The sequence below is a fragment of the Pseudonocardia lutea genome, from assembly GCF_042658055.1.
Classification (GTDB): Bacteria; Actinomycetota; Actinomycetes; order Mycobacteriales; family Pseudonocardiaceae; genus Pseudonocardia; species Pseudonocardia lutea.
Genome location: NZ_JBHSQK010000093.1, coordinates 1 through 24,998, shown reverse-complemented (window position 1 = coordinate 24,998; position 24,998 = coordinate 1). Strand labels below are relative to the sequence as shown.

20 protein-coding genes and 1 pseudogene are annotated in these 24,998 nt (G+C 75.3%); 8 read left to right on the top strand and 13 right to left on the bottom strand.

Annotation, left to right across the window (positions count from 1 at the left end; genetic code table 11):
- Positions 1–24: 24 nt before the first annotated feature.
- Both ACFQH9_RS27855 and ACFQH9_RS27850 read right to left on the bottom strand, forming a co-directional pair.
- Positions 25–2,871, bottom strand: coding sequence for an FAD-binding and (Fe-S)-binding domain-containing protein (locus ACFQH9_RS27855; protein ID WP_379570646.1), 2,847 nt, complete (start codon positions 2,869–2,871; stop codon positions 25–27).
- A gap of 80 nt (positions 2,872–2,951) precedes the next feature.
- A complete protein-coding gene (locus ACFQH9_RS27850) occupies positions 2,952–4,154 on the bottom strand; it encodes an acyl-CoA dehydrogenase family protein (RefSeq protein WP_379570644.1) in 1,203 nt (400 codons plus the stop codon).
- A 107-nt stretch (positions 4,155–4,261) separates the two neighbouring features.
- Between ACFQH9_RS27850 and ACFQH9_RS27845 the strand changes: the two genes are divergently transcribed.
- From ACFQH9_RS27845 to ACFQH9_RS27830, 4 genes are all read left to right on the top strand, one after another.
- Complete coding sequence (locus tag ACFQH9_RS27845) at positions 4,262–4,909, top strand: Pr6Pr family membrane protein (protein ID WP_379570642.1); 648 nt, start codon at positions 4,262–4,264, stop codon at positions 4,907–4,909.
- A 31-nt stretch (positions 4,910–4,940) separates the two neighbouring features.
- The gene (locus tag ACFQH9_RS27840) at positions 4,941–6,527 is read left to right on the top strand and encodes an alkaline phosphatase D family protein (protein ID WP_379570640.1); all 1,587 of its coding nucleotides are present in this window, start codon (positions 4,941–4,943) and stop codon (positions 6,525–6,527) included.
- Between the two features lie 93 nt (positions 6,528–6,620).
- Entirely contained in the window at positions 6,621–7,229 is a 609-nt protein-coding gene (locus ACFQH9_RS27835; protein WP_379570638.1) for a sulfite oxidase-like oxidoreductase, read from the top strand.
- Positions 7,229–7,915, top strand: coding sequence for a ferredoxin reductase (locus tag ACFQH9_RS27830; RefSeq protein ID WP_379570636.1), 687 nt, complete (start codon positions 7,229–7,231; stop codon positions 7,913–7,915). Before ACFQH9_RS27835 ends, ACFQH9_RS27830 begins: the two co-directional genes overlap by 1 nt.
- A 45-nt stretch (positions 7,916–7,960) precedes the next feature.
- Here ACFQH9_RS27830 and ACFQH9_RS27825 read toward each other — a convergent pair whose 3' ends face one another.
- Positions 7,961–8,761, bottom strand: coding sequence for a DUF1932 domain-containing protein (locus ACFQH9_RS27825; RefSeq protein ID WP_379570634.1), 801 nt, complete (start codon positions 8,759–8,761; stop codon positions 7,961–7,963).
- A gap of 8 nt (positions 8,762–8,769) precedes the next feature.
- The gene (locus ACFQH9_RS27820; RefSeq protein ID WP_379570632.1) at positions 8,770–9,564 is read right to left on the bottom strand and encodes a metal-dependent hydrolase; all 795 of its coding nucleotides are present in this window, start codon (positions 9,562–9,564) and stop codon (positions 8,770–8,772) included.
- Between the two features lie 65 nt (positions 9,565–9,629).
- Between ACFQH9_RS27820 and ACFQH9_RS27815 the strand changes: the two genes are divergently transcribed.
- Complete coding sequence (locus ACFQH9_RS27815) at positions 9,630–10,343, top strand: HpcH/HpaI aldolase family protein (protein WP_379570630.1); 714 nt, start codon at positions 9,630–9,632, stop codon at positions 10,341–10,343.
- An 84-nt stretch (positions 10,344–10,427) separates the two neighbouring features.
- Here the strand turns inward: ACFQH9_RS27815 and ACFQH9_RS27810 are convergent, their stop codons facing one another.
- The 9 genes from ACFQH9_RS27810 to ACFQH9_RS27770 form a co-directional block, all read right to left on the bottom strand.
- Entirely contained in the window at positions 10,428–12,614 is a 2,187-nt protein-coding gene (locus ACFQH9_RS27810; RefSeq protein ID WP_379570628.1) for an FUSC family protein, read from the bottom strand.
- Positions 12,615–12,646: 32 nt separating this feature from the next.
- A complete protein-coding gene (locus ACFQH9_RS27805) occupies positions 12,647–13,069 on the bottom strand; it encodes an ester cyclase (RefSeq protein WP_379570626.1) in 423 nt (140 codons plus the stop codon).
- Positions 13,070–13,128: 59 nt separating this feature from the next.
- On the bottom strand, positions 13,129–14,037 hold the full coding sequence (locus ACFQH9_RS27800) for a YihY/virulence factor BrkB family protein (RefSeq protein ID WP_379570708.1): 909 nt from the start codon (positions 14,035–14,037) through the stop codon (positions 13,129–13,131).
- A 190-nt stretch (positions 14,038–14,227) separates the two neighbouring features.
- Positions 14,228–15,211, bottom strand: coding sequence for a methylmalonyl Co-A mutase-associated GTPase MeaB (gene meaB / locus ACFQH9_RS27795; protein ID WP_379570624.1), 984 nt, complete (start codon positions 15,209–15,211; stop codon positions 14,228–14,230).
- Positions 15,211–17,412 carry a methylmalonyl-CoA mutase gene (gene scpA, locus ACFQH9_RS27790; protein ID WP_379570622.1) on the bottom strand — a complete coding sequence of 734 codons (2,202 nt, stop codon included), beginning with the start codon at positions 17,410–17,412 and terminating at the stop codon, positions 15,211–15,213. Before scpA ends, meaB begins: the two co-directional genes overlap by 1 nt.
- Complete coding sequence (locus ACFQH9_RS27785; RefSeq protein ID WP_379570620.1) at positions 17,409–19,367, bottom strand: methylmalonyl-CoA mutase family protein; 1,959 nt, start codon at positions 19,365–19,367, stop codon at positions 17,409–17,411. Before ACFQH9_RS27785 ends, scpA begins: the two co-directional genes overlap by 4 nt.
- A gap of 139 nt (positions 19,368–19,506) precedes the next feature.
- Complete coding sequence (locus tag ACFQH9_RS27780) at positions 19,507–19,947, bottom strand: Rieske (2Fe-2S) protein (RefSeq protein ID WP_379570618.1); 441 nt, start codon at positions 19,945–19,947, stop codon at positions 19,507–19,509.
- Positions 19,948–19,964: 17 nt separating this feature from the next.
- Positions 19,965–20,459 carry a DUF6529 family protein gene (locus ACFQH9_RS27775; RefSeq protein WP_379570616.1) on the bottom strand — a complete coding sequence of 165 codons (495 nt, stop codon included), beginning with the start codon at positions 20,457–20,459 and terminating at the stop codon, positions 19,965–19,967.
- Positions 20,460–21,069: 610 nt separating this feature from the next.
- Positions 21,070–21,696 carry a hypothetical protein gene (locus tag ACFQH9_RS27770; RefSeq protein ID WP_379570614.1) on the bottom strand — a complete coding sequence of 209 codons (627 nt, stop codon included), beginning with the start codon at positions 21,694–21,696 and terminating at the stop codon, positions 21,070–21,072.
- 225 nt (positions 21,697–21,921) lie between these two features.
- Here ACFQH9_RS27770 and ACFQH9_RS27765 point away from each other — a divergent pair, with 225 nt between their 5' ends.
- The 3 genes and pseudogenes from ACFQH9_RS27765 to ACFQH9_RS27755 all read left to right on the top strand — a co-directional run.
- The gene (locus ACFQH9_RS27765) at positions 21,922–22,488 is read left to right on the top strand and encodes a sigma-70 family RNA polymerase sigma factor (protein WP_379570612.1); all 567 of its coding nucleotides are present in this window, start codon (positions 21,922–21,924) and stop codon (positions 22,486–22,488) included.
- Positions 22,485–23,159, top strand: coding sequence for an anti-sigma factor family protein (locus ACFQH9_RS27760; RefSeq protein ID WP_379570610.1), 675 nt, complete (start codon positions 22,485–22,487; stop codon positions 23,157–23,159). The genes ACFQH9_RS27765 and ACFQH9_RS27760 overlap by 4 nt, the downstream gene beginning before the upstream one ends.
- A gap of 318 nt (positions 23,160–23,477) precedes the next feature.
- Positions 23,478–24,998, top strand: a pseudogene (locus ACFQH9_RS27755) (AAA family ATPase); the annotation flags it as partial.

The following is a 24,998-nucleotide window of genomic DNA, read 5'->3' as shown; positions in this document are numbered from 1 at the left end:
CCGGGCGAGCGGCACGTCCGCTCCTCAGGTGTGAGCGGACGTGGCGTCCGCTCCCACCGCCAGGGACGCGAGCAGCTCGAGGACGTGCCGGTAGGTCCGGTCGGTCGCCCGCGTCATGCCGAGCTCGCAGGTGCGGTTGCAGGACACGTGGGCGGTCGCGTCCCGCGCACGGACCTCCGCGGCCTCCCGCGCGGTGGCCGAGGCGGTCAGCTCCGGGTGGAGCAGGCCGCGGTCGCCGGCGAAGGCGCAGCAGCCCCACTCGTCCGGGACGTGCACCTCGTCGGCCACCTCGCGGGCGAGGGCGAGCAGTGCGGGATCGAGCTGCATCCGCACGGACGAGCAGGTCGGGTGCACGGACACGGACGGCACCTTCGCGTGCTCGCCCAGCCGTGGGAGCACCTCGTCGAGCACGAACCGCATGGCGTCGACGACCCGGATCCCCGTGTCCGCGAAGAGCCCCTGGAAGCCCTCGCTGCAGGACGAGGCGTCGCTGATCACCGGCAGCGCGCCGTTCCGGGTCGCCGCCAGGACAACCGGGCGGACCCGCTCCCGCATCGCCGCGTACCCGTCGGGCAGGCCCTTGGACGACCACGGCGTCCCGCAGCACAGCGCGTCGATGCCCTCCGGCACCAGCAGTGCGACCCCGGCCGCCCGGCAGAGCGCCTCGACGCTCGCCTGCACCCCCGGACCCACGGGGTCTCCCGCGAGGTCTCCGGCGGGACCGAACATCGTGTTCACGCAGGACGGGAGATAGACCGCGGCCGGCGCCCCCGTCGGCGCCGGTCTGGCCCGGCGAGGTCCGCCGCCCGGTAGCTCGGAGGACCACAGCGGCACGTGCTCCGCGCCGGCCACGGCCCGGGCCGCGCGATTGACCGCGGTGACGGCGGGATCGACGGCCTCGGGCGCCTTCGCCAGGGCCGTGAGCGCGAGCGAGCCGCCCCGGGTGACCGCACCCCAGTGCTTCGCCGCCGTGGTCCAGGCCGCGGCGGTCGCCTTCGGCTGCTCCCGCCGGCGGTGCTTCTTCACCAGGTCCCCGGTGTTGATCAGCACCGGGCAGGCGGTCTGGCACATCCCGTCCACGGCGCAGGTCTGCACCGACTGGTACTCGTAGTCCGCGCGGATCCGCTCGACGAGCGCGTCGTCGCCGGCGAGCTCCGCCCCGCGGATCGACCGCCAGGCCGCGATCCGCTGCCGGGGCGTGAGCGTGAGGTCGCGGCTCGGGCACACCGGCTCGCAGAACCCGCAGGCCGTGCAGCGGTCGACCTCCGGGTCCACCTCCGGGTTCAGCTTGATGTGCTTGAGGTGCAGCTCCGGGTCGTCGCTGAGCACCACGCCCGGGTTGAGCACGCCGTGCGGGTCGACGAGCCGCTTGATCTCCTGCATCACCGCGTACAGCTCGTCGCCGTACTGGCGGCGGACGTACGGCGCCATGACCCGCCCGGTGCCGTGCTCGGCCTTGAGCGAGCCGCCGTGGCCGAGGACGAGGTCGACCATGTCCTCGGTGAAGTCGCGGTACCGGCCGAGCTGCTCGTCCGTCTCGAAGCGGTCGGTGAGCATGAAGTGGATGTTGCCGTCCTTGGCGTGCCCGAAGACCACGCTGTCGCGGTAGGCGTACCGGTCGAACAGCACCGCCAGCTCCCGGCAGGTCTCCGCCAGGGCCGGCACGGGGACGACGACGTCCTCCAGCAGCGCCGTGCTCCCCGGCGGCCGGGCGCCGGCGACCGAGGAGTAGAGGCCCTTGCGCAGCTTCCACAGCGGACCCCGCACGCCGGGGTCGGTGGACAGCCGCACCGGCTCGGCGGTGCGGAGGGTGGCGAGCGTCGGCCCGGCGGCGGCGACCCGCTCGGCCAGCTCGGCCTCCTCGGTGGCCTGGTACTCGAGCAGCAGCGCGGCCTGGGCGTCGACCGCGATCCGGGCGACCTCCGGCGGGCAGTCCGCGAAGGACTGGCCGACGCGCAGCGAGGTGGCGTCCATCAGCTCCAGGGTCGCCGCGTCCGTGGCGACGAGGGCGGGCAGCGCCTCGCTGGCCGCGACCAGGTCGTCGAACACGAGCAGGGCGGAGGAGATCTTCGTCCGCAACGGGACCGTCCGGAACACCGCGGACGCGACGAACGCCAGCGTGCCCTCGCTGCCGACCAGCAGATGGGTCAGGATCGCGGCCGGGGTGTCGTGGTCGAGCAGTGCGTTGAGCCCGTAGCCCATGGTGTTCTTCATCGCGAACTGCCGCTCGATCGTCGCCACCGACGCCGGGTTCGCGAGCACCCGGTCCCGCAGCTCCAGCAGGCCCTTCGCCAGGTCCGGCTCGAGGGCGCGCAGCCGCTCGTCGGCGTCCCGGGCGCCGGTGTCGATCACGGTGCCCGACGGCAGCACGGCGACCACGGACTCCAGCGTCCGGTAGCTGTTCTCCACGGTGCCGCAGGCCATGCCGCTGGCGTTGTTGGCCAGGACGCCACCGACGGTGCACGCCGCCTCGCTGGCCGGGTCGGGGCCGAAGCGGCGGCCGTGGCGGGCCAGGCGGGCGTTGAGCTGGCGGACCGTGACGCCCGGTTGCACGCGCACCCGCAGCCCGTCGTCCAGGATCTCGACCTCGCGGAAGTGCGTGCGGGTGTCGACGAGCAGCTGGTCGGTGACCGCCTGCCCGGACAGGCTGGTCCCGCCGGAGCGGAAGGTCAGCGGGACCCCCGTGCGGTGGCTCAGCGCGAGCAACCGGCCGACCTCGGGCGCGCCGCGCGGCACGACGACCGCGGTCGGCAGCAGGTGGAAGTGCGAGGCGTCGTGGGCCTGTGCGTGGCGGGCGAGCTCGTCGTCGCGGAGCTGCTCCGTGGTGGTCACGCAGGCCCGCAGCTCGCGCAGCAGCGCGTCACGGGACATCAGGGCACCATGCCATCCGGCACCCCGGACTGCCGCTCCACCAACCCGGTGAACACGGCAGGCCGGGGCGCCGGTCCGGGTCAGCCGAGCGGGCTGCGCGGGAGCAGACGGTCCGCGATGATCTTCTGCTGGATCTCGCTGGTGCCCTCGAAGATCGTGGTGAGCCGGGCGTCGCGCCAGTAGCGCTCGACCCGGTGCTCGGTGGTGTAGCCGTTGCCGCCGTGCAGCTGGATCCCGTCGCCCGTGACCTCCGCGGCCATCTCGGTGGCCAGCAGCTTCACCATCGCCGCCTCGCGCTCGCACGGTTCGCCCTGGTCCAGCCGGTGCGCGACGTGCTGGTAGAAGGACCGGGCCTGCTCGACCTTCGCGGCCATGGTGGCGAGCTTGAACCGGACGGCCTGGAAGTCGCCGATGGGGTGCTCGAACTGCTCGCGTTCCTGCAGGTAGACGATGCAGTCCTCGACGGCGCCCCGGGCCAGTCCGACCGCGCGGGCCGCGGTGTGCACGCGGGCGATGTTGAGCCACTGCTGGGTGTCGGCGAACCCCTGGTCCCCGGACGCGAGCTGGTTGCCCGCCGGGACCCGCAGGCCGTCGAACTCGAGGTCCCAGGTGACGAACCCGTGGTAGCCGATCTTGTCGATGGGCCGGCCGGTGACGCCCTCCGGGAAGGAGTCGCGTTCCTTCTCGACGACGACGGTCGCCAGGCCCGCCGAGCGCCGCTCCCCCGGCTGCGGGTCCTCGGTGCGCACCAGCACCTGGATGAAGTCGGCGGCCTTGGCGTTGCCGGTCCAGCGCTTGCGCCCGGTGATCACGAAGTCGTCGCCGTCCCGGACCGCCCGCGTGGCGACGGCGGCGAGGTCCGATCCGGCGTCCGGCTCGGACAGGGCGATGGCCCCGATCCAGGTGCCGGCGGCGCTGCGGCGCAGCAGCTCGGCCCGGCGGGACCCGTCGGCCACGCCGGTGCCGGCGCCCTGGGCGCGGGCGATGATGCTGCCGACGCTCATCCACCCGCGGGCGAGCTCCTCGGCGATCATGCAGTACTCGAAGGCGCCGAGCCCCAGGCCGCCGTGCTCGCGCGGCACGGTGATGCCGAAGTAGCCGAGCTCGGCCATCTCGTCGAGCAGCGAGCGCGGGATCTCGCCCTTGACCTTGTCCAGCTGGTCGGCGAGCGGCAGGACCCGCTCGGCCGCGAAGGCCCGCGCCTGCTCCTGCAGCTTCTCCCGCTCCGGGGTGTGGAACGGCGCCGGGACGACCGGGACGGGCGGGGCCAGGAAGTCGCTCATGCTGGAGTTCTGCCACACCGCGGCCGAGCGCGCCCGCCGGACCGGCCGCCCGGGCAGTCACCGGCGTTCCGGCACGACGATCGGCGATCCGCGGCTACAGTCCCCCGGTGGTCCGCTTCCTCCCGCTCGCCCGGCCGTGGTTCGGGCTGGTGGCGGCGTTCGCGCTGCTCGGCGTCGCGCTGCAGGGCGTGGCCACGGCGCTGGACCCGGCCCCGCACGCGTACTTCACGAGCACCGGCGCCCGGGTCGCCAACGTGTTCGCCTTCTTCACGATCCTCAGCAACCTGCTCGTCGGGGTCGCGCACGTGCTCCTGGCGGTCGACCCCCAGCGGGACTCCCCGGCGATGCGGGTCCTGCTGCTCGACGCCGTGGTGGGCATCGCGGTCACCGGCATCGTCTACAACCTGGTGCTGGCGCAGACCGCGGACCCGCGCGGCCTGCACCAGGTCGCGAACGTGCTCTGCCACATGGTCACGCCGCTGCTCGCCGTCGTCGGGTGGCTGCTGCTCGGGCCGCGCGGGCTGGTGGACCGGGAGGTCGTGCTGATCTCGGCGGGCTACCCGCTCGCCTGGCTGGCGTTCACGCTGGTGCGCGGCGCGATGATCGACTGGTACCCCTACCCGTTCGTGGACGTCGTCGCGCACGGGTACGCCCGGGTCGCGGTCAACTGCCTGGTCGTGGCCGTGTTGTTCGTCGGGTTGGGGTTCGGGGCGCTCGCCCTGGACCGTAGGCTGCCGGGGCTCGCCGCGCGCTGAGCCGGACCACGGTCGATCACGGGGAGGTGGGGTGGGAACCACCCGCGCGCAGGGGCGCCCGTCCCCGGCCCGTCGCACGGGGAGCTCGACGCTCCCGCCGTTCGGGCGCCGCCTGTTCCTCCTCGGGGCCACCGCCGCCACCGGCGTCCTCGCGGCGGGTGCCGCGTCCGGACCGGCGACCCGCGATCCCTTCACCCTCGGCGTCGCCTCGGGGGACCCCACGCCCGACGGCGTCGTGCTGTGGACGCGGCTCGCGCCGGAGCCCCTCGCCGCCGACGGCCGGGGCGGGATGCCCGCGCGGGTGGTGCCGGTGGAGTGGGAGATCGCCCGGGACGAGCGCTTCACCGCGGTCGAGCAGCGGGGCACGGTCGACGCCGTGCCCGAGTTCGCCCACGCGGTGCACGTCGAGGCGACCGGCCTGGCGCCGGGGCGCGAGTACTTCTACCGCTTCCGTGCGAACGGGTCCGTCTCCCCCGCGGGCCGCACCCGCACCGCTCCCCCGCCGGGCGCGCTCGGGCCGGCGCTGACCACCTGCGTCGCCTCGTGCGCGAACTACCCCATCGGGTACTTCACCGCCTACCGCCGGCTCGCCGAGGACGAGCCCGACCTCGTCCTGCATCTCGGCGACTACCAGTACGAGTACCCGACGCCCGAGCAGGCGGTCCGGTCCGTCGCCGGCCCCGAGACGACGGACCTGGCGGAGTACCGCCAGCGGTACGCGCAGTACCGGACCGACCCGGACCTGCGGGCCGCGCACGCGGTCGCGCCCTGGCTGGTGGTGTGGGACGACCACGAGGTCGACGACAACTGGGCCGGTGCCGAACCCGAGGACGGCCAGTCCCGGACGGCCTTCCTCGCCCGCCGCGCCGCCGCCTTCCGGGCCTACTACGAGAACATGCCGCTGCGCCGCACGTCCGTGCCGCGCGGCCCCGACATGCAGCTCTACCGGCGGGTCGAGTGGGGCGGGCTCGCCACCTTCCACCTCCTCGACACCCGCCAGTACCGGGACGACCAGGCGTGCGGCGACGGCCGGCGGGTCGACTGCACCGCCCGGCTCGACCCCGCCCGGTCGCTGCCCGGCGCGGCGCAGGAGCGGTGGCTCGCCGACGGCTTCCGCCGCTCGCGGGCGCGCTGGGACGTGCTGGGCCAGCAGGTCTTCTTCGCCCAGCGCGACCTCGACCCCGGTGCCCCGGAGCGGCTGGCGATGGACGGGTGGGACGGCTACGCCGCCTCCCGCGACCGGGTCACCCGCAGCTGGGTCGACGCCGGCGTGCGCAACCCCGTCGTCCTCACCGGGGACGTCCACACGCACTGGGCCAACGAGCTCAAGGCCGACTACCGGGACCCGGACTCGCCCGTCGTCGGCACCGAGCTCGTGTCCAGCTCGATCACCTCGAGCGGCGACGGCGACGCCTCGACCGACCACCCCGACCTGCACACCAACCCCCACCTGCGGTTCCGCAGCAACCGCCGGGGGTACGTGCGGGCCCGCTACGAGCCCGGGCGGCTGACCGCGGACTTCCGGGTGGTCGACGCCGTGACGCGGCCGGGCGCCCCGGTCCGCACGGCGGCGTCGTTCGTGGTGCCGGACCGCGAGCCCGGGCCGAACCGGGTGTAGGCGCCGGCCGACCTCACACCGCACCGTGCGCGGGAATGTCGCCACGGTCCGCCATGCTGTGTCCCGGTAGGACGACCGGCGGAGGGACGGGGCATGGCGATCACCCGAGGTTTCACCGGGCGCGGCCGGGCGTCGCGCGATCCGCGCCTGCCCCCGGGCCAGTACGACGCGAAGGACGACTGGCCGGTGCTCAACGCGGAGGCCACGCCGCGGATCGGCACCGACCGCTGGACCTTCACCGTCGAGGGCCTCGTCGACCGGCCCCGCAGCTGGACCTGGGACGAGATCCACGCCCTGCCGGCGTCGCGCTACTCCGGCGACATCCACTGCGTCACCACCTGGTCGAAGCTGGGCATGACGTTCGACGGCGTCTCGGTGGACACCCTGCTCGACGCGGTGGGCGTGCAGCCGGAGGCGAGGTTCGTGATGGCGACGGCCCACACCGGCTACACCACCAACCTGCCGCTGGCCGACGTGACCGGCGGCAGGGCGTGGGTGGTGTGGGAGGCGGACGGGCGGCCCCTGACCGTCGAGCACGGCGGCCCGGCGCGGCTGCTGGTGCCGCACCTGTACTTCTGGAAGAGCGCGAAGTGGGCCTCCGGGCTGCGCGTCATGGCCGAGGACGAGCAGGGCTTCTGGGAGCGCAACGGGTACCACGACCGCGGCGACCCCTGGCTCGAGCAGCGGTACCAGGGGGACTGATGGCGTCCTGGCAGACGGCGACGGTCCTCGACGTCCGGCGGGAGACGCCCACCGCGAAGACCTTCCGGCTCAAGCTCCCGGCCGCGTCGGGGCACATCGCCGGGCAGTACTACGTGGTGCGGCTGACCGCGGAGGACGGCTACACCGCCCAGCGGGACTACTCGGTGGCCTCGGTCCCGGGCACGGACGAGATCGACCTCACCGTCGAGCTGCTGCCCGGCGGCGAGGTGTCGGAGTTCCTGCACGAGGTCGTCGAGGCCGGCGACGAGCTGGAGGTCCGGGGCCCGATCGGGGGCTGGTTCGCCTGGCGCGGCGCGACCCCGGCGCTCGGGGTGGCGGGCGGGTCCGGGGTGGTGCCGCTGATGGCGATGCTGCGGTCCGCGCGGATCGCCGGGTCGGGCCTGTTCCGGCTGATCGTCTCGGCCCGCACCCCGGCCGCGCTCTACTACGGCGACGAGCTGCCGGGACCGGAGACCACGATCGTCTACACCCGTGAGGTGCCGCCGGGATACGCCCGGCCGCCGGGCCGGATCACGGCGGCGGACCTCGAGCCGCTGCTGCTGCCCGAGCAGACGGTCTTCGTGTGCGGCACGCCGCCCTTCTGCGACAGCGCGACGGACCTGCTCATCGGCCTCGGCGTCGCCACGGACCGGATCCGCGTGGAGCGCTTCGGCCCCTCGAGCTGACCGCCCGGACGCGCGAGTCGCGAGCCCCGCACCCGCGAGTCGCGCTCAGGCGCGCCGGTACATCTCGGCCGCGGCGCGGGAGAAGCCGTCGGGCACCCCGGCCGCGGCCAGTGCGGCCGCCGCCTCCTCCATCTCGGCGACCCACCGCCAGCCCTTCTCCTTCGCCCGCGCCGACACCGCGGCCAGCTCGGTGGGATAGTCGACGCCGGTGCGCGCCAGCTCCTCGCGCAGCGGACCGTCGACGCCGAGGCGGTGGGCGGCCTCGTCGAGCGCGAGCCAGATCGCCGGCAGCGCCTTGCTCTGCAACGCGAAGCAGGCCTTGAGCGCGCTGGCGGTGCCCAGCTCGGGCCCGAGGGTGCGGGCCGTGAAAGGGGTGCCGGCGAACAGCGCCTCGACGGTCGCCGCGCGCGGCCCGGAGAGCCACAGGACGGTGCTGCCCGCCTCCCACGCCGGCGGGCCGATCACCGCCCCGTCGACCACGACGTCGTCCGGGAAGAGCTCGCCGATCCCGGTGACGGTCGCCGGCGACACGGCGTTCGCGTCGACGTAGAGGGGCACGCGGTCCTGCCCGGCGACCGCCTCGGCCACCTGCTCGGCCACCTCGCGCGCCGCCCCGGGCGGGCAGACGGAGATCACGACGTGGGCGCGGCGGGCCAGCTCGCCGACGTCCGGCACCGCGACGAGGTCGGCCAGCTCGGCGCGCTTCGACGTGGCCTGCGAGCGGCCCGCGGCCGCCCAGATCACCGCGCCGGCCCGCGTCTTGAGGGCCGACCCGAGGGCGGCGCCCATGGCCCCCGGGTGCAGGATCCCGATCACGGGGCGGGCGGGCAGGCTCCGGTCGCTCACGTCGACCATCATCCGCCCGCGACGAGCCGGGCGCGCAGGTCCAGCAGGACGTCGAGCGCCCCGGGCACCACGTAGACCGCGAGCGCGAGGGTCCCGAGGGTCAGCAGCGGCGCGATCAGCAGCGCCTCCACCCGCCCGCCGGCCCGGAACCGCAGCGGCCGCGGGCTGCCGATCGGGTACCAGTGCCGGCCGCGGATCGGCAGCGGCCAGAGCAGCGGCGCCCCGGACTCGGTGACGGCGTCGCCCAGCGAGTGCACGAGCATCCCGAGCCCGATCGCGAGGCCGAGCCAGCCCGCCGTCCCCGCGGTGCCGCCCGGGAGCTGCTCCTCGGCCAGCCAGGTCAACCCGGCGGCGATCACCAGTGACGGCGGGCCGGGGACGAGGCCGTCGAGCCCCTTGATCGCCAGCGCCAGGCACACGAAGAGCACCCCGGCGGTGACCGGCGTGCCCCAGCGCGCGCTCGCGAGCCCGACGCCCGCGGCGAGGAACAGCGCCCCCGCGAGGGTGTGGGTGAGGCCGCGGTGGGTGCCGCGGCCGGTGTCCCGCGGGCCCCGGGTGAGCCGGAAGACCAGCGCCGACAGCGGCCGGACCGCGTGGGCGGCCAGCCAGGAGGCCCAGGAGAACCGGCGGCTGGCGGTCGACGACGGGTGGTCGAGGTCGGGCAGCAGCGCCGCCCCCGCGGTCACGCCGGCGAAGGTCAGGATCGTGCCCGCCGTCGGGGCCGTGCCCACCGCCTGCGGGGCGAGCCCCGCGACCGCGAGCCCGAGGGCCGCTCCGGACGTGGCGTGACTGACCCCGAGCACCCGGTGACCGTACGGTCGGCGGACCCGGCTTCCCGCGAGGCGCGCCGAGGGGGCAGGGTCGTGGGATGACCCTCTCCTTCGACGGCGCCGTCGCCGGGTGGTGCCAGCTCCCCTCCCCCGCCGCGGCCGAGATCGTCGGCTCCTCCGGCGTCGACCTCGTGTGCCTCGACGCCCAGCACGGTCTCCTCGGCGACGACTCCCTCCTCGCGTGCCTGCAGGCGCTCCGCGGCGTCCCCACCCTGGTCCGCGTGCCGCACAACGCCCCGGACCCGATCGCGCGGGCCCTCGACCGCGGAGCCGACGGCGTGATCGTGCCGCTGGTCGACTCCGCCGCCGAGGCCGCGGAGGCCGCCGCGGCGTGCGCCTACCCGCCGGCCGGCGTGCGCAGCTTCGGCCCGACCCGGGTGGGGTGGACGGGTGGCGACGTCCTCGAGCGGGGTCGCTGCGTGATCATGGTCGAGACCATGTCCGCGGTCGCGGACCTGGCGGCCATCCTGCAGGTCCCCGGCGTCGACGCGCTCTTCGTCGGCCCGTCGGACCTCTCGCTGAGCTCGGGCCGGGCCGCCGTCCCGCCGCTCGACGACGAGGGCTACCGCGACCTGCTCCGCTCGGTCACGGGGCCGTGCCGGGAGGCCGGGCTGCCGGTCGGGGTGTTCTGCGGGTCGCCCGGCTGGGCCGCGACCTACCGCGAGCTGGGTTTCACCTGGCTCACGCTGCCCTCGGAGGCGGGGTTGCTGCAGGGCGCGGTGGGCTCGGCCGTGGCGGCGCTCCGGCGCTGAGCCGACCGTGATCCTCGATCGTGGAGCGGCACGGTCGAATGCCGACCGCCCGCGTCCACGGCGGACGATCACGCCAGGGAGCGGTCAGCCGGGAGCCCCGTCCGCGATCCCGGCGAGACGCAGGCGGAGGGCGGCGGCGGAGGACTCGGGCTCGGCGGCGGGGGCGGCGAGGAACCGGGCGAGGTCGTCGCGGAGACCGTCGAGCCAGACCCGCAGGTCCGCGAGGTGGTAGAGGTCCGTGCCGAGGTCCGTGGGCCAGGCCAGGTCGGGCGGCGGGAGGGTCGGCGCGGTGAGGGCGGTGCGGTCCTGCCGGGCGAGCCCCAGGGCGACGTGCTCGAAGCGGGCGGCGACGTCGGCGGCGGCGAGGTCGAGCGGGCCGACGCAGCTGAGGAGCCGCCCGGTCGGGCACTCCCGGACCAGCGCCTCGGCGCCGCGGACCGCGTGGTGGCCGGCCACCAGCGTCGCCTGCCAGTCGACGACGCCGGGCCGCAGGTGCCGTTCGCTCTGGTAGAGCGCGTAGGAGGCCTCGGCGAGGCGGCCGGTGCGCCGGGCGCGGGGCAGCGCGTCGGCGGGCCGGGCGCCCTCGGCGACCACCCGGACCGTCTCGCGGACCACGCCCGCGGCGTCGGCCAGGAACTCGGCGGCGGCCCGGTGCAGCTCGCCGGTGCCGCCCCGCGGCCAGGCGATCAGCCCGATCACCACGCCGATCCCGGCGCCGACGACGACGTCGAGCAGCCGGGCCTCGGCCAGGTGCCAGTCCGCGGGACTGACCTGCGCGAACACCATGGAGATGACCAGGGTGAGGAGCGCCTGTGCCCAACCGGGGCCGAGCAGCGGACCGGCCGCGAAGCCGACGAGCATCAGGATCGGCAGCAGGACGGCGTAGGTCGTCGGCGGCACGCCCACCACGAGCAGGCCGGCCGCGACGAGGGCGCCGATCGTGGTGCCGACCAGGGCCGGGCGCAGCAGCGCCCGGGTCTCGGCCGCGGTGGTCCGCAGCACGGTGAGGATGGTGAGCAGCACCCAGAACCCGTGGGACAGGTCGAACAGCCCGGCGAGCAGCCGGGCCACGGCCAGCGCGGTGGCGAGCCGGAGCGCACCCTGGAAGGAGACCGAGCGCGGGGTGAGGTGTTCGCGCAGCCGGTGCCAGAGCAGCGCCCACTCCGGCTCGTGGGCGAACCAGAACGCGCCCGGGCGCGCGGAGGGCGGGGTCGGGTCGGGCGGGACGGGTGCGCCCGCGACCACCCGCAGGGCGGTGACCAGCGTCTTCGTCCACTCGCCGAGCTGCAGGGCCAGCGAGCCCGGGCGCAGCCGGTCCGGCGGGAGCCCGTCCGGCGGGGTGGCGGCGCGGGCCGCCCGGAACGCGCGGAGGGCGGCGGCGACCCGGTCGGTGTCGGGGACCTCGCCCTCGCCGCGCAGCCAGGCCGCGGCGGCCTCGACGCAGGAGGCGACCTGGCGCAGCAGGGCCGTGGCGGCGGGCAGGTCCGGGGCCGCCCGGTCGTCGGTCAGGGCGAGGTCGGCGACACGGCCGAGCAGCAGCCGGGTCGTCCCGGCCGCGGTGGCCAGGGCGTGGTCGCGGCGGCTCGCCGAGGCGGGGGCCTGACCGGGTGGCAGCGTGGAGGGCCGGAGGGCGTCGGCGGCGTCGACTGCATCGGGCAGGAGCGCCTCGAGCCGGTCCCGCCGGCCGCCGGACCAGGCGTCGGCCAGCGCACCCAGGCAGCCGGCGAGGCCGCCGACGGCCGCGGCCAGCCGGTCGGTGTACGGCGGTGGGCTCCGGTCCGGCCAGAGCACCAGCTCGGCGCCCGCCAGCAGCACGACGGCCAGCGCGAAGCCCGCGATGCGCCAGCCCAGCGCGCCCGGGTCGAACGGCGGGAAGCACGGCAGGATGTAGAGCAGCTGCGTGCCGGCGGCCAGCCCCACCAGCCGCGGCCCGCCGACGCCGACGTAGCTGACCACGAACCCGAGGACGAACATCCCGGCCGTCGCGGCGACGAGGTCGAAGGACAGCAGGGTGCCGAGGCTGATCAGCACGGCCCCGACCGGCAGCATCAGCAGGATCGTGCGCGCCCGGCGGGACGGGGTGCCCGGGATCTGCGAGAGCACCCCGAGCGCGACGGCCCCGAACAGCGCGTACGCCGCCATGTCCGGGTCGCCGAGCACGTACCGGCAGACGTAGAAGCCCAGGCAGGCGACGACGGTCACCCGCGCCGCCCGACGGACGGCGGCCAGCCCGGGGTCGTGGCGGCGCAGCCACGCTCCCGGTGAGGTCATGCCGGGCATCCTGCCCGCGGGTGGGCCCCGTGTCAGCCCTGCAGGTGGCCGAGCTGGCGCAGGACCGTCATGTTGTCCCAGGTGATCCACCACTCGGCGATCCTGCCCTCGGCCATCCGGAACACGGCCCCGAAGCTGAACCTCGCGTAGTTGCCGCTGGCCGGGAAGGGGCCGAAGTCGCCCTCCTGCGTGCCCTCGTAGGTCGCCCAGAGCCCGACCATGTCCCCGTCGACCGCAATGTGCTCGAAGGTCTGCTTGTTGTCCGGGAAGACGGCGGCGTCGAACCGCAGGAAGTCCTTGAACTGGTCGAGGTTCGTGACCTCCATCCCCGGTGTCGCCTCGCAGTGCCGGACGACGTCCGGGGCGACCAGGGCGTCCAGGTCGTCGAGCCGACGCTCGTTCATCGCGCTCTCGAAGCGCCGCAGCAGGTCCTTGGTCTCGCCCGGGGTCAGCACGTGCGGACACCTCCGTGATCGTGGTCGACCGGAGGCGTTCGAAGCGGATCTTTCGGACGTTACGAGAGGTGCGGTTGTGGCACCTTGTTGCGGCGGTCCCTGAGCCGCTTGGGCCAGTAGTGCTGGATCGCGGCGTTGAAGTGCGCGCCCAGCACGATCGCGAGCCCGATGAAGAACGCCGCGAGCAGGAAGGCGATCGGCGCGGCGAGGGCGCCGTAGGTGTAGCCGGTGGTGGTGAGCCAGCTGATGTACACCCGCAGTCCGGTGACCCCGGCCAGGAACACCACCGCCGCGAGCAGCGCGCCGGGCAGGCCGCGGTGCCACGGCGGCTTGGCCGGCAGCGCGAGCTCGTAGAGCGTGGTCAGCGCGAGGACCAGCACGAGCCCGAGGACCGGGTAGTACAGCCACCCGATGAGCGTGACGGCCGGGTCCTGCCAGGAGGCCGGCAGCAGCTTGGGCAGCCGGTCCGGGCCGAGGGCCAGCAGCGGCAGCGAGACGATCCCGCCGACGAGGGCCACGAGGTACATGAGCAGGGCCAGGATCCGCTGCCACACGGGATTGCGGACGCCGTACTGGTCGTGGGCCCGGGTGATCGCGTCGACGAACGACGACATGGCCGAGGACCCCGACCACAGCGAGATCACGAAGCCCAGCGACACCAGCTCGCTGCGGCCGGTCGTGAGCAGCGTGGTGACGGTCGGGGCGATGATCTCGTCGACGACGTTGCTGCTGAACACCGTGGACGCGGCACGGAGGATCTGCTGCTCGGCCAGGTCGATGGTGTCGGGGCCGAACCAGCCGCCGATGTAGCCGAGGCTGCCGAGCAGCCCCAGGAGCAGCGGCGGCAGGGACAACGTCTGCCAGAACGCGGCCGCCGCCGACTCGCTGAAGATGTTGTCGTCCCAGGCGCGGACCAGCGTGCGCTTCACGAGCACCCAGGCGCCCTGCCGGCCGTAGGGCCGGGGCATGCCCTCGGCGGTGAGCCGGACGGTCGGGGCGTCCGGCAGGTCGGCCGGGCGGGCCGGGTCGCCGGGTTGCGCCTGCGCGCGCTCCCGGGGCCGGCCCGCCACGTCCGCCACGCCCCCAGCATGCGCCGACCGGGCCCGTCTGTCTCGTCCGGGCCCCGGCGCGTCCCGGGGCCGGCCCGGCGGGACCGGGTCAGCCCAGCAGGTCGAGGATCTCCTGCGCGGCGAGGGTGGGCGTGAGCCCGCCCGTGCGGACCTCCTCGGTGAGCCCCGGCAGCCGCTTCTTCACGCCCGGGTCGCTCGTCAGCCGGTCCATCAGCTGGTCGCGGACCATCGCCCACATCCACTCGACCTGCTGGTCGGCCCGGCGCTTCGCGAGCTCGCCCGCCTTCTCCAGCGCCGCGCGGTGCTCGAGGACCGTGGCCCAGACCTTGTCGAGGCCCTTGCCGGTCTGGGCGCTGCAGGAGAGCACCTTCGGCCGCCAGTGCTCGCTCGACGGGGCCATCATGTGCAGGGCCCCGGCGAGGTCGCGGGCCGCGGCCCGCGCCTCCCGCTCGTGCGGGCCGTCGGCCTTGTTCACCGCGACGACGTCGGCCAGCTCCAGGATGCCCTTCTTGATCCCCTGCAGCTGGTCGCCCGTGCGGGCGATGGTGAGGAACAGGAAGGTGTCGACCATCCCGGCCACCGTGACCTCGGACTGGCCGACCCCGACCGTCTCGACCAGCACCACGTCGTAGCCCGCGGCCTCCATCAGCACCATCGTCTCGCGGGTGCGCCGCGCGACCCCGCCGAGCGTGCCCGCACTCGGCGAGGGCCGGATGAAGGCGTTGTCGTCCACGGCGAGGGCGGCCATCCGGGTCTTGTCGCCCAGGATCGACCCCTTCGTGCGGGTGGACGACGGGTCGACGGCCAGGACCGCGACCTTGTGCCCCTCCCCCGTCAGCCGGGTGCCGAGCGCCTCGATGAAGGTCGACTTCCCGACCCCGGGCACGCCCGAGATCCCGACCCGGGTCGCGCCGCCGGCGTGCGGCTGCAGCTCCAGGAGCAGCTGCTGGGCCGCCTGCCGGTGGTCGGCGCGGTTCGACTCGACGAGCGTGATCGCGCGGGCCAGGACCGTGCGGTTGCCGTCGAGCACGCCCTTGGCGAGTGCCGGGACGTCCGGCGGCCTGGGGGGCATCAGTCGCCGTGCTCCGACCCGGCCTCCGCGTGCTCCCCGTGCCCGAGGGCGGCGGACAGCGTGCCGAGCAGCTCGACGGCCGACTCCGCGATCACGGTCCCGGGCGGGAACACCGCCGCGGCGCCCATCGCGATGAGCTCCGGCACGTCGGCCGGCGGGATCACGCCGCCGACGACGACCATGATGTCCTCGCGGCCCAGCTTCGCCAGCTCCTCCTTCAGCTCGGGCACCAGCGTGAGGTGCCCGGCCGCGAGCGAGCTGGCCCCGACGACGTGCACGTCGGCCTCGACGGCCTGCCGCGCCACCTCGGCGGGGGTCTGGAACAGCGGGCCCACGTCGACGTCGAAGCCCAGGTCGGCGAACGCCGTGGCGATCACCTTCTGGCCGCGGTCGTGCCCGTCCTGGCCCATCTTCGCGACGAGGATGCGGGGCTGGCGGCCCTCCTCCTCGGCGAACGCGGCGACGAGCTCGCGGGCACGGGTGATCGCCGGGCTCGCGCCGGCCTCCTCGGAGTACACGCCGGAGATGATCCTGATCTGGCCGGAGTGCCGCCCGAACACCTTCTCCAGCGCGTCGGAGATCTCGCCGACCGTGGCCTTCGCGCGGGCGGCGTCGACGGCCAGGGCCAGCAGGTTCTGGTCGAAGCCGCGCTCGGCGCCCTCGGCGATCGCGGCCGCCGAGCCGGTCAGCTTCTCCAGCGCGGCCTCGACCTCGCGGGAGTCCCGCTCGGCGCGCAGCCGCTCCAGCTTCTCGATCTGCTCGCGGCGCACCTGCGCGTTGTCGACCTTGAGGACCTCGACGACCTCGTCCTCGGTGACCACGTACTTGTTCACGCCGATCACCGGCTGGCGGCCGGAGTCGATCCGTGCCTGGGTGCGGGCCGCGGCCTCCTCGACGCGCAGCTTCGGAATTCCGGCGTCGATCGCCCGGGCCATGCCGCCGGCCTTCTCGACCTCGGCGATGTGCCCCCACGCCCTGCGGGCCAGGTCGTAGGTGAGCTTCTCGACGTAGTACGAGCCGCCCCACGGGTCGATGACCTTGGTGGTGCCGGACTCCTGCTGCAGCAGCAGCTGGGTGTTGCGGGCGATCCGCGCGGAGAAGTCGGTGGGCAGCGCCAGCGCCTCGTCGAGCGAGTTCGTGTGCAGCGACTGGGTGTGGCCCTGGGTCGCCGCCATCGCCTCGATGCAGGTGCGGACGACGTTGTTGTAGACGTCCTGCGCCGCCAGCGACCAGCCCGAGGTCTGCGAGTGCGTGCGCAGCGACAGCGACTTCGGGTTCTTGGGCGAGAACTGGTTCACGAGCTTCGACCAGAGCAGGCGCGCGGCCCGCATCTTCGCGACCTCCATGAAGAAGTTCATGCCGATCGCCCAGAAGAAGCTCAGCCGCGGCGCGAACCTGTCCACGTCCAGGCCCGCGTCGATGCCCGCCCGGAGGTACTCCACGCCGTCGGCCAGGGTGTAGGCCAGCTCGAGGTCGTTCGTCGCCCCGGCTTCCTGGATGTGGTACCCGGAGATCGAGATCGAGTTGAACTTCGGCATCTTCTGCGAGGTGTAGGAGAAGATGTCCGAGATGATCCGCATGCTGGGCTGCGGCGGGTAGATGTAGGTGTTGCGGACCATGAACTCCTTGAGGATGTCGTTCTGGATGGTCCCCGCGAGCTGCTCCGGCTTCACCCCCTGCTCCTCCGCCGCGACGATGTAGAGGGCGAGCACCGGGAGCACCGCGCCGTTCATCGTCATCGACACGGACATCCTGTCCAGCGGGATCCCGTCGAACAGCTGCCGCATGTCGTAGATCGAGTCGATCGCGACGCCCGCCATGCCGACGTCGCCGCCCACCCGCGGGTGGTCGGAGTCGTAGCCGCGGTGCGTGGCCAGGTCGAAGGCGATCGACAGGCCCTTCTGGCCGGCCGCGAGGTTGCGGCGGTAGAAGGCGTTGGACTCGGTGGCCGTGGAGAAGCCCGCGTACTGGCGGATCGTCCACGGCTGGCTCGTGTACATGGTCGGGTACGGGCCGCGCAGGTACGGGGTGATCCCCGGGTAGGTGCGCAGGAAGTCCAGGCCCGCGGTGTCCGCCGCGCTGTAGAAGGGCTTGACCTCGATGCCCTCCGGGGCCTCCCAGGCCTCCGGTCCGCCCGCCCAGTCCGCGGTCGGCGCCGCGGCGGACGCCAGGTCCACCTTCGTGAAGTCGGGGATGCTCACTTCGCGACCTCCAGGGCGGAGTAGACGTCGTCGAGGACGGCGAGGGCGTCGCACCCGGCGAACAGGTACCCGTCGACGCCGTCGTAGGAACCCCCGGGAGACGAGGGCTTGCCCGCGAGCAGGATGCGCGCGGCGCCGGCCTCGCGCAGCGCGGCGGCGGTGGCCTCGGCGCGCTCGCCGTACAGCGCGTCCGTCGAGCAGAGGACGGCGACCGGGGAGCCGGACTTGCGGAAGGCCTCAGCGACCTCCTCCGGCGTCTCGGTCGGGCCGGCCTCGGGTCCGGCGATCCCACCGGCCTGCAGCAGGTTGCGGGCGAACCCGGCGCGGGCGGTGTAGGCCGCGAGCGGACCGAGGGTGGCCAGGAAGGCGGCCGGCCGCGCTCCGGTCTCCGCCAGGATCGCGTCCGACCGGTCGCGGTAGGCCTCGTACGCCTCCGCGGGTCGGTAGAGCGGCAGCTCGCCGCGGGCCACCGGCTCGGGCAGCGGGGTGCGCTCGACCGGCTTCTCGTCGAGGTCGGGGAACTCGCTGACCCCGGTGAGCGGGGTCCGGCGGGTGGCGACGCCCTTCTCCCGCTTCGCCCGGACCTCGGCGACCTTCCCGGCGAGCAGGCCGGAGTCGAGCGCGGCGACGGCCCCGCCCGCGGCCTCGAGCTCCTGGAAGAAGGCCCAGCCCGCGCGGGCGAGGTCGTCCGTGAGGTGCTCCACGTACCAGGAGCCGCCGCCCGGGTCGATCACCCGGGCCAGGTGGGACTCCTCGATGAGCAGCGACTGGGTGTTGCGCGCGATGCGCCGCGAGAAGGGTTCCGCCTCGCCGATCGCGATGTCGAAGGGGGGCACGGTGACGGCGTCGGCGCCGCCGACACCCGCCGCGAACCCGGCGACGGTGCCGCGCAGCATGTTCACCCACGGGTCCCGCCTGCTGAACAGCGTGGGCGAGACGACGGCGTGCTGGGCCTGCCCCGGGCCGCCCGCACCGGACGCCTCCAGGACCCGGCCCCAGAGCCGGCGGGCGGCCCGGAGCTTGGCGATGGTCGGGAACTGCTCGGCGGTGGCCGAGTACCGGAACTCGAGCACGCGGGCGGCGTCGGCCACCGGAAGGCCGGCCTCGGTCAGCGCGCGCAGGTAGGCCACGCCCGCGGCCAGCGAGAAGCCGAGCTCCTGGGCCTCGGACCCGCCGGCCTCCTGGACCGGGGTGGCGTCGACGACCACGGCCTTGACCTGCGGGTACTCCCCCGCCACCCGGGTCGCGAGCGGCACGACCGAGTCGACGGCGACCTGCCCGGCACCCTCGGACCCGGCCCGGGCGCGCAGCCCGATCGGGTCGAGGCCGAGGGTGCCGAGCAGGGCGTCCTTCGCGACGCCGCGCTGCTCGGCCAGGGCCAGGAAGGCCTCGGCGGCCTCCTCGGCCGACTCCCCCGCGTCGAGCACGACGGGGGCGAGGTCGAGCATGACGCCCTCGAGCGCGGCCCCCAGCTCGGCGACCGGCACCCCGCCGGCGCCGACGGCGAGCCAGACCGAGGAGACGCCGTTCTCGAGGTCGGCCAGCAGGGCGTCGTGCACCGCGGTGGCCGAGGGCGCGGCGTGGTGCTGGCGCACGTCCCACCCCGCGGGCACGTGCCCGCCGGTGCGGGAGCCGCGCACGAACGGCAGCGCGCCGGGCACGCCGGTCGCGGGCAGTTCCGCGACGTCGTCGGCGGTGTAGAGCGGCTGGACGTGGATGCCGTCGGCGGTGTCCCAGGCGAGCTTCTCCACGCCCGCGCCGCGCGGCGCGTCCTCGCCGATCCGCCCGGACCTGCGCACCACGGCGTCGACCGCGGCCGCCCACTGCTCGCGGCTCGCCTCCTCGAACTCCGCCGCGAGCACCAGGTGCTCCGGGGGCTCGGGGGCGTTCTCCGCGAGCTCCTGCTCGTCCACCTGGTCGGTCGGGGCGTCCTGCGGGGCCCTGCCTGATGTCATCCGCGCAACTCCTCACCCACCCCGGCGAGCGCACACGCCGTGGTGCGTCGTCGCTACGCGGGGTTGTGCGGAGTCTAGTGAGCGCACCGAGTCACGGTCAGCCGTGACCGTCGTGATCTGGGACTCTGATCGGTCCTGTTCAGGCCAGGGTGACCGCGCCGCCCGAGACGGTGACGGCCTTCTCGGGGAGCGGCTTCCTCGCAGGTCCCTCGGTGGGCGCGCCGTCGGTCACGGAGAAGGAGCTGCCGTGGCAGGGGCACACGATCGAGCCGTCCGCGACGGAGGTCACCGCGCAGCCCTGGTGGGTGCAGGTCGTCGAGAAGGCCTTGAACAGGCCCGCGGTGGGCTGGGTGACGACGACCTGCTGTGCGGCGAGGATCACGCCGCCGCCGACGGGGACCTCGGCGGTCCTCACCAGCGGGGCGGCCGCCTCACCGGGCCGGGGTGCGGCGGTCGCGTCGCCGGCCGGAGCCGCCTCCGGCTCGGGCGCGGCGGAGTAGGTGGCGCACCCGGCGAGGGCGGCGCAGCCCGCGGCGCAGGTGCCGGCGAGCATCGAGCGACGGGTCAGCTGGGGGCTCATGGGTCGGTCTCCCGAGGTCAGAACGTCAGGCCCCGGGTGGTGAAGAACCACACCGAGGACGTCAGGAAGAGGACGGTCAACGCGGTGAACACCAGGCCGCCGAGGAGGGGCAGGGCCCAGCGGGGCGCGTCGTGCCGCGGCAGGACGAGCATCTTCGCGGCGAACGCGCCGTAGAAGAAGCAGCCCAGCAGCGAGTGCAGGAGCACCCGGAGGGTCGCGTCGGAGTAGCCGAGCGCGTAGAGGCAGTGCACCGCGACCGGGATGGTCACCAGCACCGCGAGACGGCCGGACCAGCGGTGCACCGTCGCGGTCCGGGGGCCGGCGGGGCGGCGGCGCGCGAACCGGCCGTACATCCGCATCGAGGTCCAGAGCTGCACCAGGACCAGCACGAACGCCGCGGCGGTGAGCCAGCTCTTGGCCGCCAGGCCGCTGGAGAAGCCGGCCAGGTTCAGGGCGGTGCCGGTGCCCTCGTGGAGCCGGGCGTAGGCGCCGAGGCCGACGGAGACCGCCACCCCGACGACGGTCGGGACGAGGAGCGCGGCGACGCGGGTGCGGCGCTGGTGCGGCGCCTCGACGGCCTCCCGCGCGAGGTCGGGGTCCCCGCCGTGGGCGTGCGGGCCCTGCCCCGGCCCGGCCGCACCGGGGCCGAAGGNCCGTCGACACCGTCGACACCGTCGACACCGTCGACGGCGTCGAAGCCGCCGAATCCACCGAAGCCGCCGAAGCCGCCGGGGGCGCCGGACCGGTCGAGCTCGTCGTCGTAGTCGGGGCGGTCCCAGGAGCGCTGACCCCAGGAGGGGTCCGCCCAGGCCTCCGCGCCGTCGTCCCGGCCGGTCCGGTCGGGCACCGCGGCGAAGATCGAGGTGGTGGCGTCCTGCATGCCGATGTCCTGCATGCCGATGTCCTGCATGCCGATGTCCTGCAGGCCGGCGGGGCCCGCGGGGACGGGCCGGAGGCCGGGATGGGTCGGCGGGTCGAACCGGCCGGGGTCGTCGCCCGGTCGGGAGCCGGCGTCGGCGAGGTCGGGGTGGAGCCCGGTGCCGTGCTCGGCGGGGACGTCGCCGAGATCGGTGGTACCGGTGCGCGGGGAGCGGCTCACGGGGTCCTCCGGAGGGATCGGGATCAGGCGGTGCCGAGCTTCTTCAGGACGGCCCGGTCGGTGGCGGCCCCGGCGGGCGCGTCCTCGGGCTGGGCGGAGAAGGGCCAGCTCTTGTCGCCGACGGCGACGGTGCCGAACACGGCCTGGTCCGTGGCGTCGGGGGTCAGGTCGCCGTCGACGCCGCTGAGCTGCAGCTTCCCGCCGTCGACCGTGCCCTCGAACCAGGACTCGACCCGCTTGCCGTCGCAGACGTAGGCGACGACCTTGTCCCCCTCGACGCCCATCGCGACCGTCACCTCGTTGCCGGCGGAGCGGCCGGCGAAGGCGGCGTCGGAGACCGCCGGGGCCGCCTGCTGCTCCTGCCGCTCCTGCCGGGGGGCGCCCTGGGGAGCGGCCGCCTGCGGGGCCGCCTGCGGTGCCGCCTGCGGGGCCTCGGCGGTCGGAGCCTCGACCGGTGCGCCGTAGCCGTCGGAGCCCGCGGAGCCCGCGGAGCCCGTCGAGCCCGCCGAGCCCGCCGAGCCGGACTGCGCGGTCGTCGTCACGGCCGGCTCGTCGGCCGGTCCGCCGGCCAGGACCGTGTTCACGCCGAACACCGCCAGGCCGACCGCCAGCACGGCGAGCAGCGTCAGCATGGGGCCGCGTGTCCTCATCGGGTCACCTCGTTCGTGGGGGAGCGTTCACGAGGGGACACGGACGCGGGCGGGACGCGGTTCACCGGTTCGGGAAAGAAATCTGCCGTGAACCGTTGCGCCGGCGCGTCCGTGTCGCCGACGTGGACTTCGCTACCCTCACCGCGCTCCGCAGGGGCACGGGACCGCCGGTGGGTCCGGCTCGTCCCGCCCGCGGTGTCGTCCGTCGTCTCTCCGGGAGCGTGCATGGTCGGGTCGGGTCACCGGGCGCGGGGACGCGCCCGGGAACGCAGGGGTCCGCGGGACCCGGACGAGGCGCTGATCCGCGCCGTCTACGCCGAGCACGGGCGGGCGCTGCTGGCGTTCACCACCCGCCTGCTCGGCGACCGGGCGGCGGCCGAGGACGTGGTCCAGGAGGTCCTGGTCCGCGCGTGGCAGCACTCCGACGTGCTGACCAACGGCCGCGGGTCCGTCCGCAGCTGGCTGCTGACGGTGGCCCGCAACCTGGTGACCGACCGGGTGCGGGCCCAGCGCGCCCGGCCGTCGGAGGTCGAGGAGGACGCCGCTCCCCCGGTCCCGACCGGCGACCACGCGGACCGGGTCGTCGACGCCCTGACCGTCCTGCCCGCGTTGGAACGGCTCTCGCCCGACCATCGGGACGTCCTGGCGGAGGTCTACTTCCGCGGCCGGACGCTGCCCGAGGCCGCCCAGGTGCTCGGGGTGCCCCCGGGCACGGTGAAGTCCCGCTCGTACTACGCGCTGCGCGCCCTGCGCACCGCGCTCGGCCCGACCGTGGAGGGAGTGCCGGGATGACGACCTGCGGCATCGACGGCGGCGAGCTGTCCGCGCACGTCCTGGGGCTGCTGACCCCCGAGGAGCGGGCGGCCGTCGAGGCTCATCTGGAGGGGTGCGCGCAGTGCCGCGCCGAGTGGGAGGACCTGCGCGCGATGACGCGGACGCTCGACGAGCTGCCCGACGAGGCCCTGCTGGAGGGCCCGCCCGACAGCGACCTGGTGCTGCACCGGGCGCTGCGGGAGATCCGCGACGAGCGGACCGCCGAGCGGCGCCGGCACCTGCTGACCCGGGTGGTCGCGGCGGTGGTGGTGGCCGCCGCGCTGCTCGGCGGCGGGATCGTCGCCGGCCGCGCCCTGGCCCCGACGGCGCCGGCCACGACCGTGGCGGCCGGCGCCCGGACCATGGAGGTCACGCAGGGCGCCGTCACCGCCGCCGTCACCGTGACCCCGGCCAACGGCTGGGTGCGGCTCGCCGCGAACGTCAAGGGCGTCCCGGCGGGCGAGCACTGCCGCCTGGTCGTGCTCGCGAAGGACGGCTCCCGCGAGGTCGCCGGCGGCTGGGTGGTCCCGCCGCAGGGCGAGGCGGGCGGCGTCCACCTCGACGGCAGCGCCGGCATCCCCGCCGACCAGGTCGCGGGGGTGGTCGTGGAGAACACCGCCGGGCAGAGGTACGCGCAGATGACCGTGTGAGACGACCGTGTGAGCGCGAGGTCGGGTCCGGCGCCGAGGGCGACCGGCGGTCCGGCCCGGAACGCCGTTACCCACCCGTCCGTCCGGAAGCGCCCCGCCACCCGGCGGAGGAATCCGCCGGGTGGCGGTAGGCAGTGCGGGTGCGCATGGGCAGAGTCCGAGTGCCGGGCCGCGGGGGGCGGTTCGGGGCGGTGGGACCCTCCTGCGAGGTTTTCCGGTGAGTTGCGCTCTCGGCCGTCCTGCTCTCGGCGTCGCTTCCGCTCGCGCCGCGGACCCCCCGCGGGCTCGGCCGGCTCCCGGGGCGGCCGGGCGGCGGCCGTGATCCGCAACTGGCCCTTCGTGGGCCGCACCTCCCAGCTGGCCCGCGTGCGGCGCATCCGGTCCGGGCCCGGCGGCCGGGCCGGCGTGGTGCTGGTCGGGCCCGCCGGGTCCGGTCTGACGCGGCTGGCCCGGACGGTCCTCGACGCGGCCGCGGCGGAGGGATGGACGGCGCGCTGGGTGATGGCGACGCGGTCGGCGTCGGAGATCCCCCTCGGCGCCCTCGCCCAGCTCCTCGTCACGGCGGACCCCGTCGCGGGGCCGCAGCTGCTGCCGCAGGTGGCGGCCCATCTCGTGGAGGGCGCGGGCGGACGCAACCTGATCGTCGGCGTGAACGACGCCCATCTCCTCGACACCGTCTCGGCGAGCGTGCTCCACCACCTGGCCGTGACACGCTCGGCCTTCCTCGTGCTCACGGCACGGACCGACGTGTCCGTGCCGGACCCGGTGTTCGCCTTGTGGAAGGAGAACCTGCTCGAGCGCGTCGACGTCCACGAGTTCGACGAGGACGAGACCGCCGAGCTGCTCGGCCGCGTCGTCGAGGCGCAGGTCGACCGGGCGACCGTGCACCAGCTGCACACCCTCACCGGCGGCAACGCGACCTACTTGCGCGAGGTCGTCGAGGACGCGGTGCGGTCGCGGGCCCTCGCCCCGGTCGACGGGATCTGGCGGTGGGGGGCCGGGCCGCCGCGCCCGACGCGGCGGCTGAGCGACCTGGTCCGGGCCCGGATCGGCGCCCTCCACCCCTACGAGCAGGAGGTCCTCGAGCTCCTGGCCTTCGGCGGCGACCTCGACGCGGACGGCCTGTTGCAGCGGTACGGCGCCGACCTGCTGGACCGGCTCGAGCAGCGCGGCCTGCTGGTGTCGCGGGCGGTGGACGACCGGGTGCGGGTGGCGCTCGCGCGTCCCCTCTACGTCGAGGTGCTGCGCTCGACGGCGTCGCCGCTGCGCGAGCGCGCCATCTACCGGCGGCTCGCGGAGTCCTTCGACGGGGCCGACGCCGAACCGGTGGACCGGATCCGGACCACCTCCTGGCGGCTCGCCGGCGGGCTGCCGGTCCCGGCGGAGACGCTCGTGGCGGTCGCCGGGCAGGCGGCGACCGCGGCGGAGCCGGACCCCCCGGCGGCGGTCAGGGTGGCGCGCGCGGCGGTGGGCAACGGCGGCGGGTTCGACGCGTCGATGGCGCTGGCCCGGGCGCTGATGGCGCTCGGCAGCCCGGCCGAGGCCGAGGAGGTGCTCGGCGGTCTGACGGCCGCCGCGGACACCGACGCCCGACGGGTCGAGCTGGCGGTGACCCGGCTGGGCAACCTGCACTGGGGCGTCGGGGCCCCGGACCGGGCGGCGGAGCTGACCGCCGAGCTCGACCGGACGTCCTGGATCGACGCGCGGCGCCCGGAGCTGAGGGTGCTGCGGGCGGCGCCCCTCGCGTACGCGGGCCGCTACGGGGAGGCGCTCGCCGCGGTCGGGGCGCTCACCGACGACGGCGACCGGCTCGGCCCCCTGGCCGGCCCGGCACGGGCC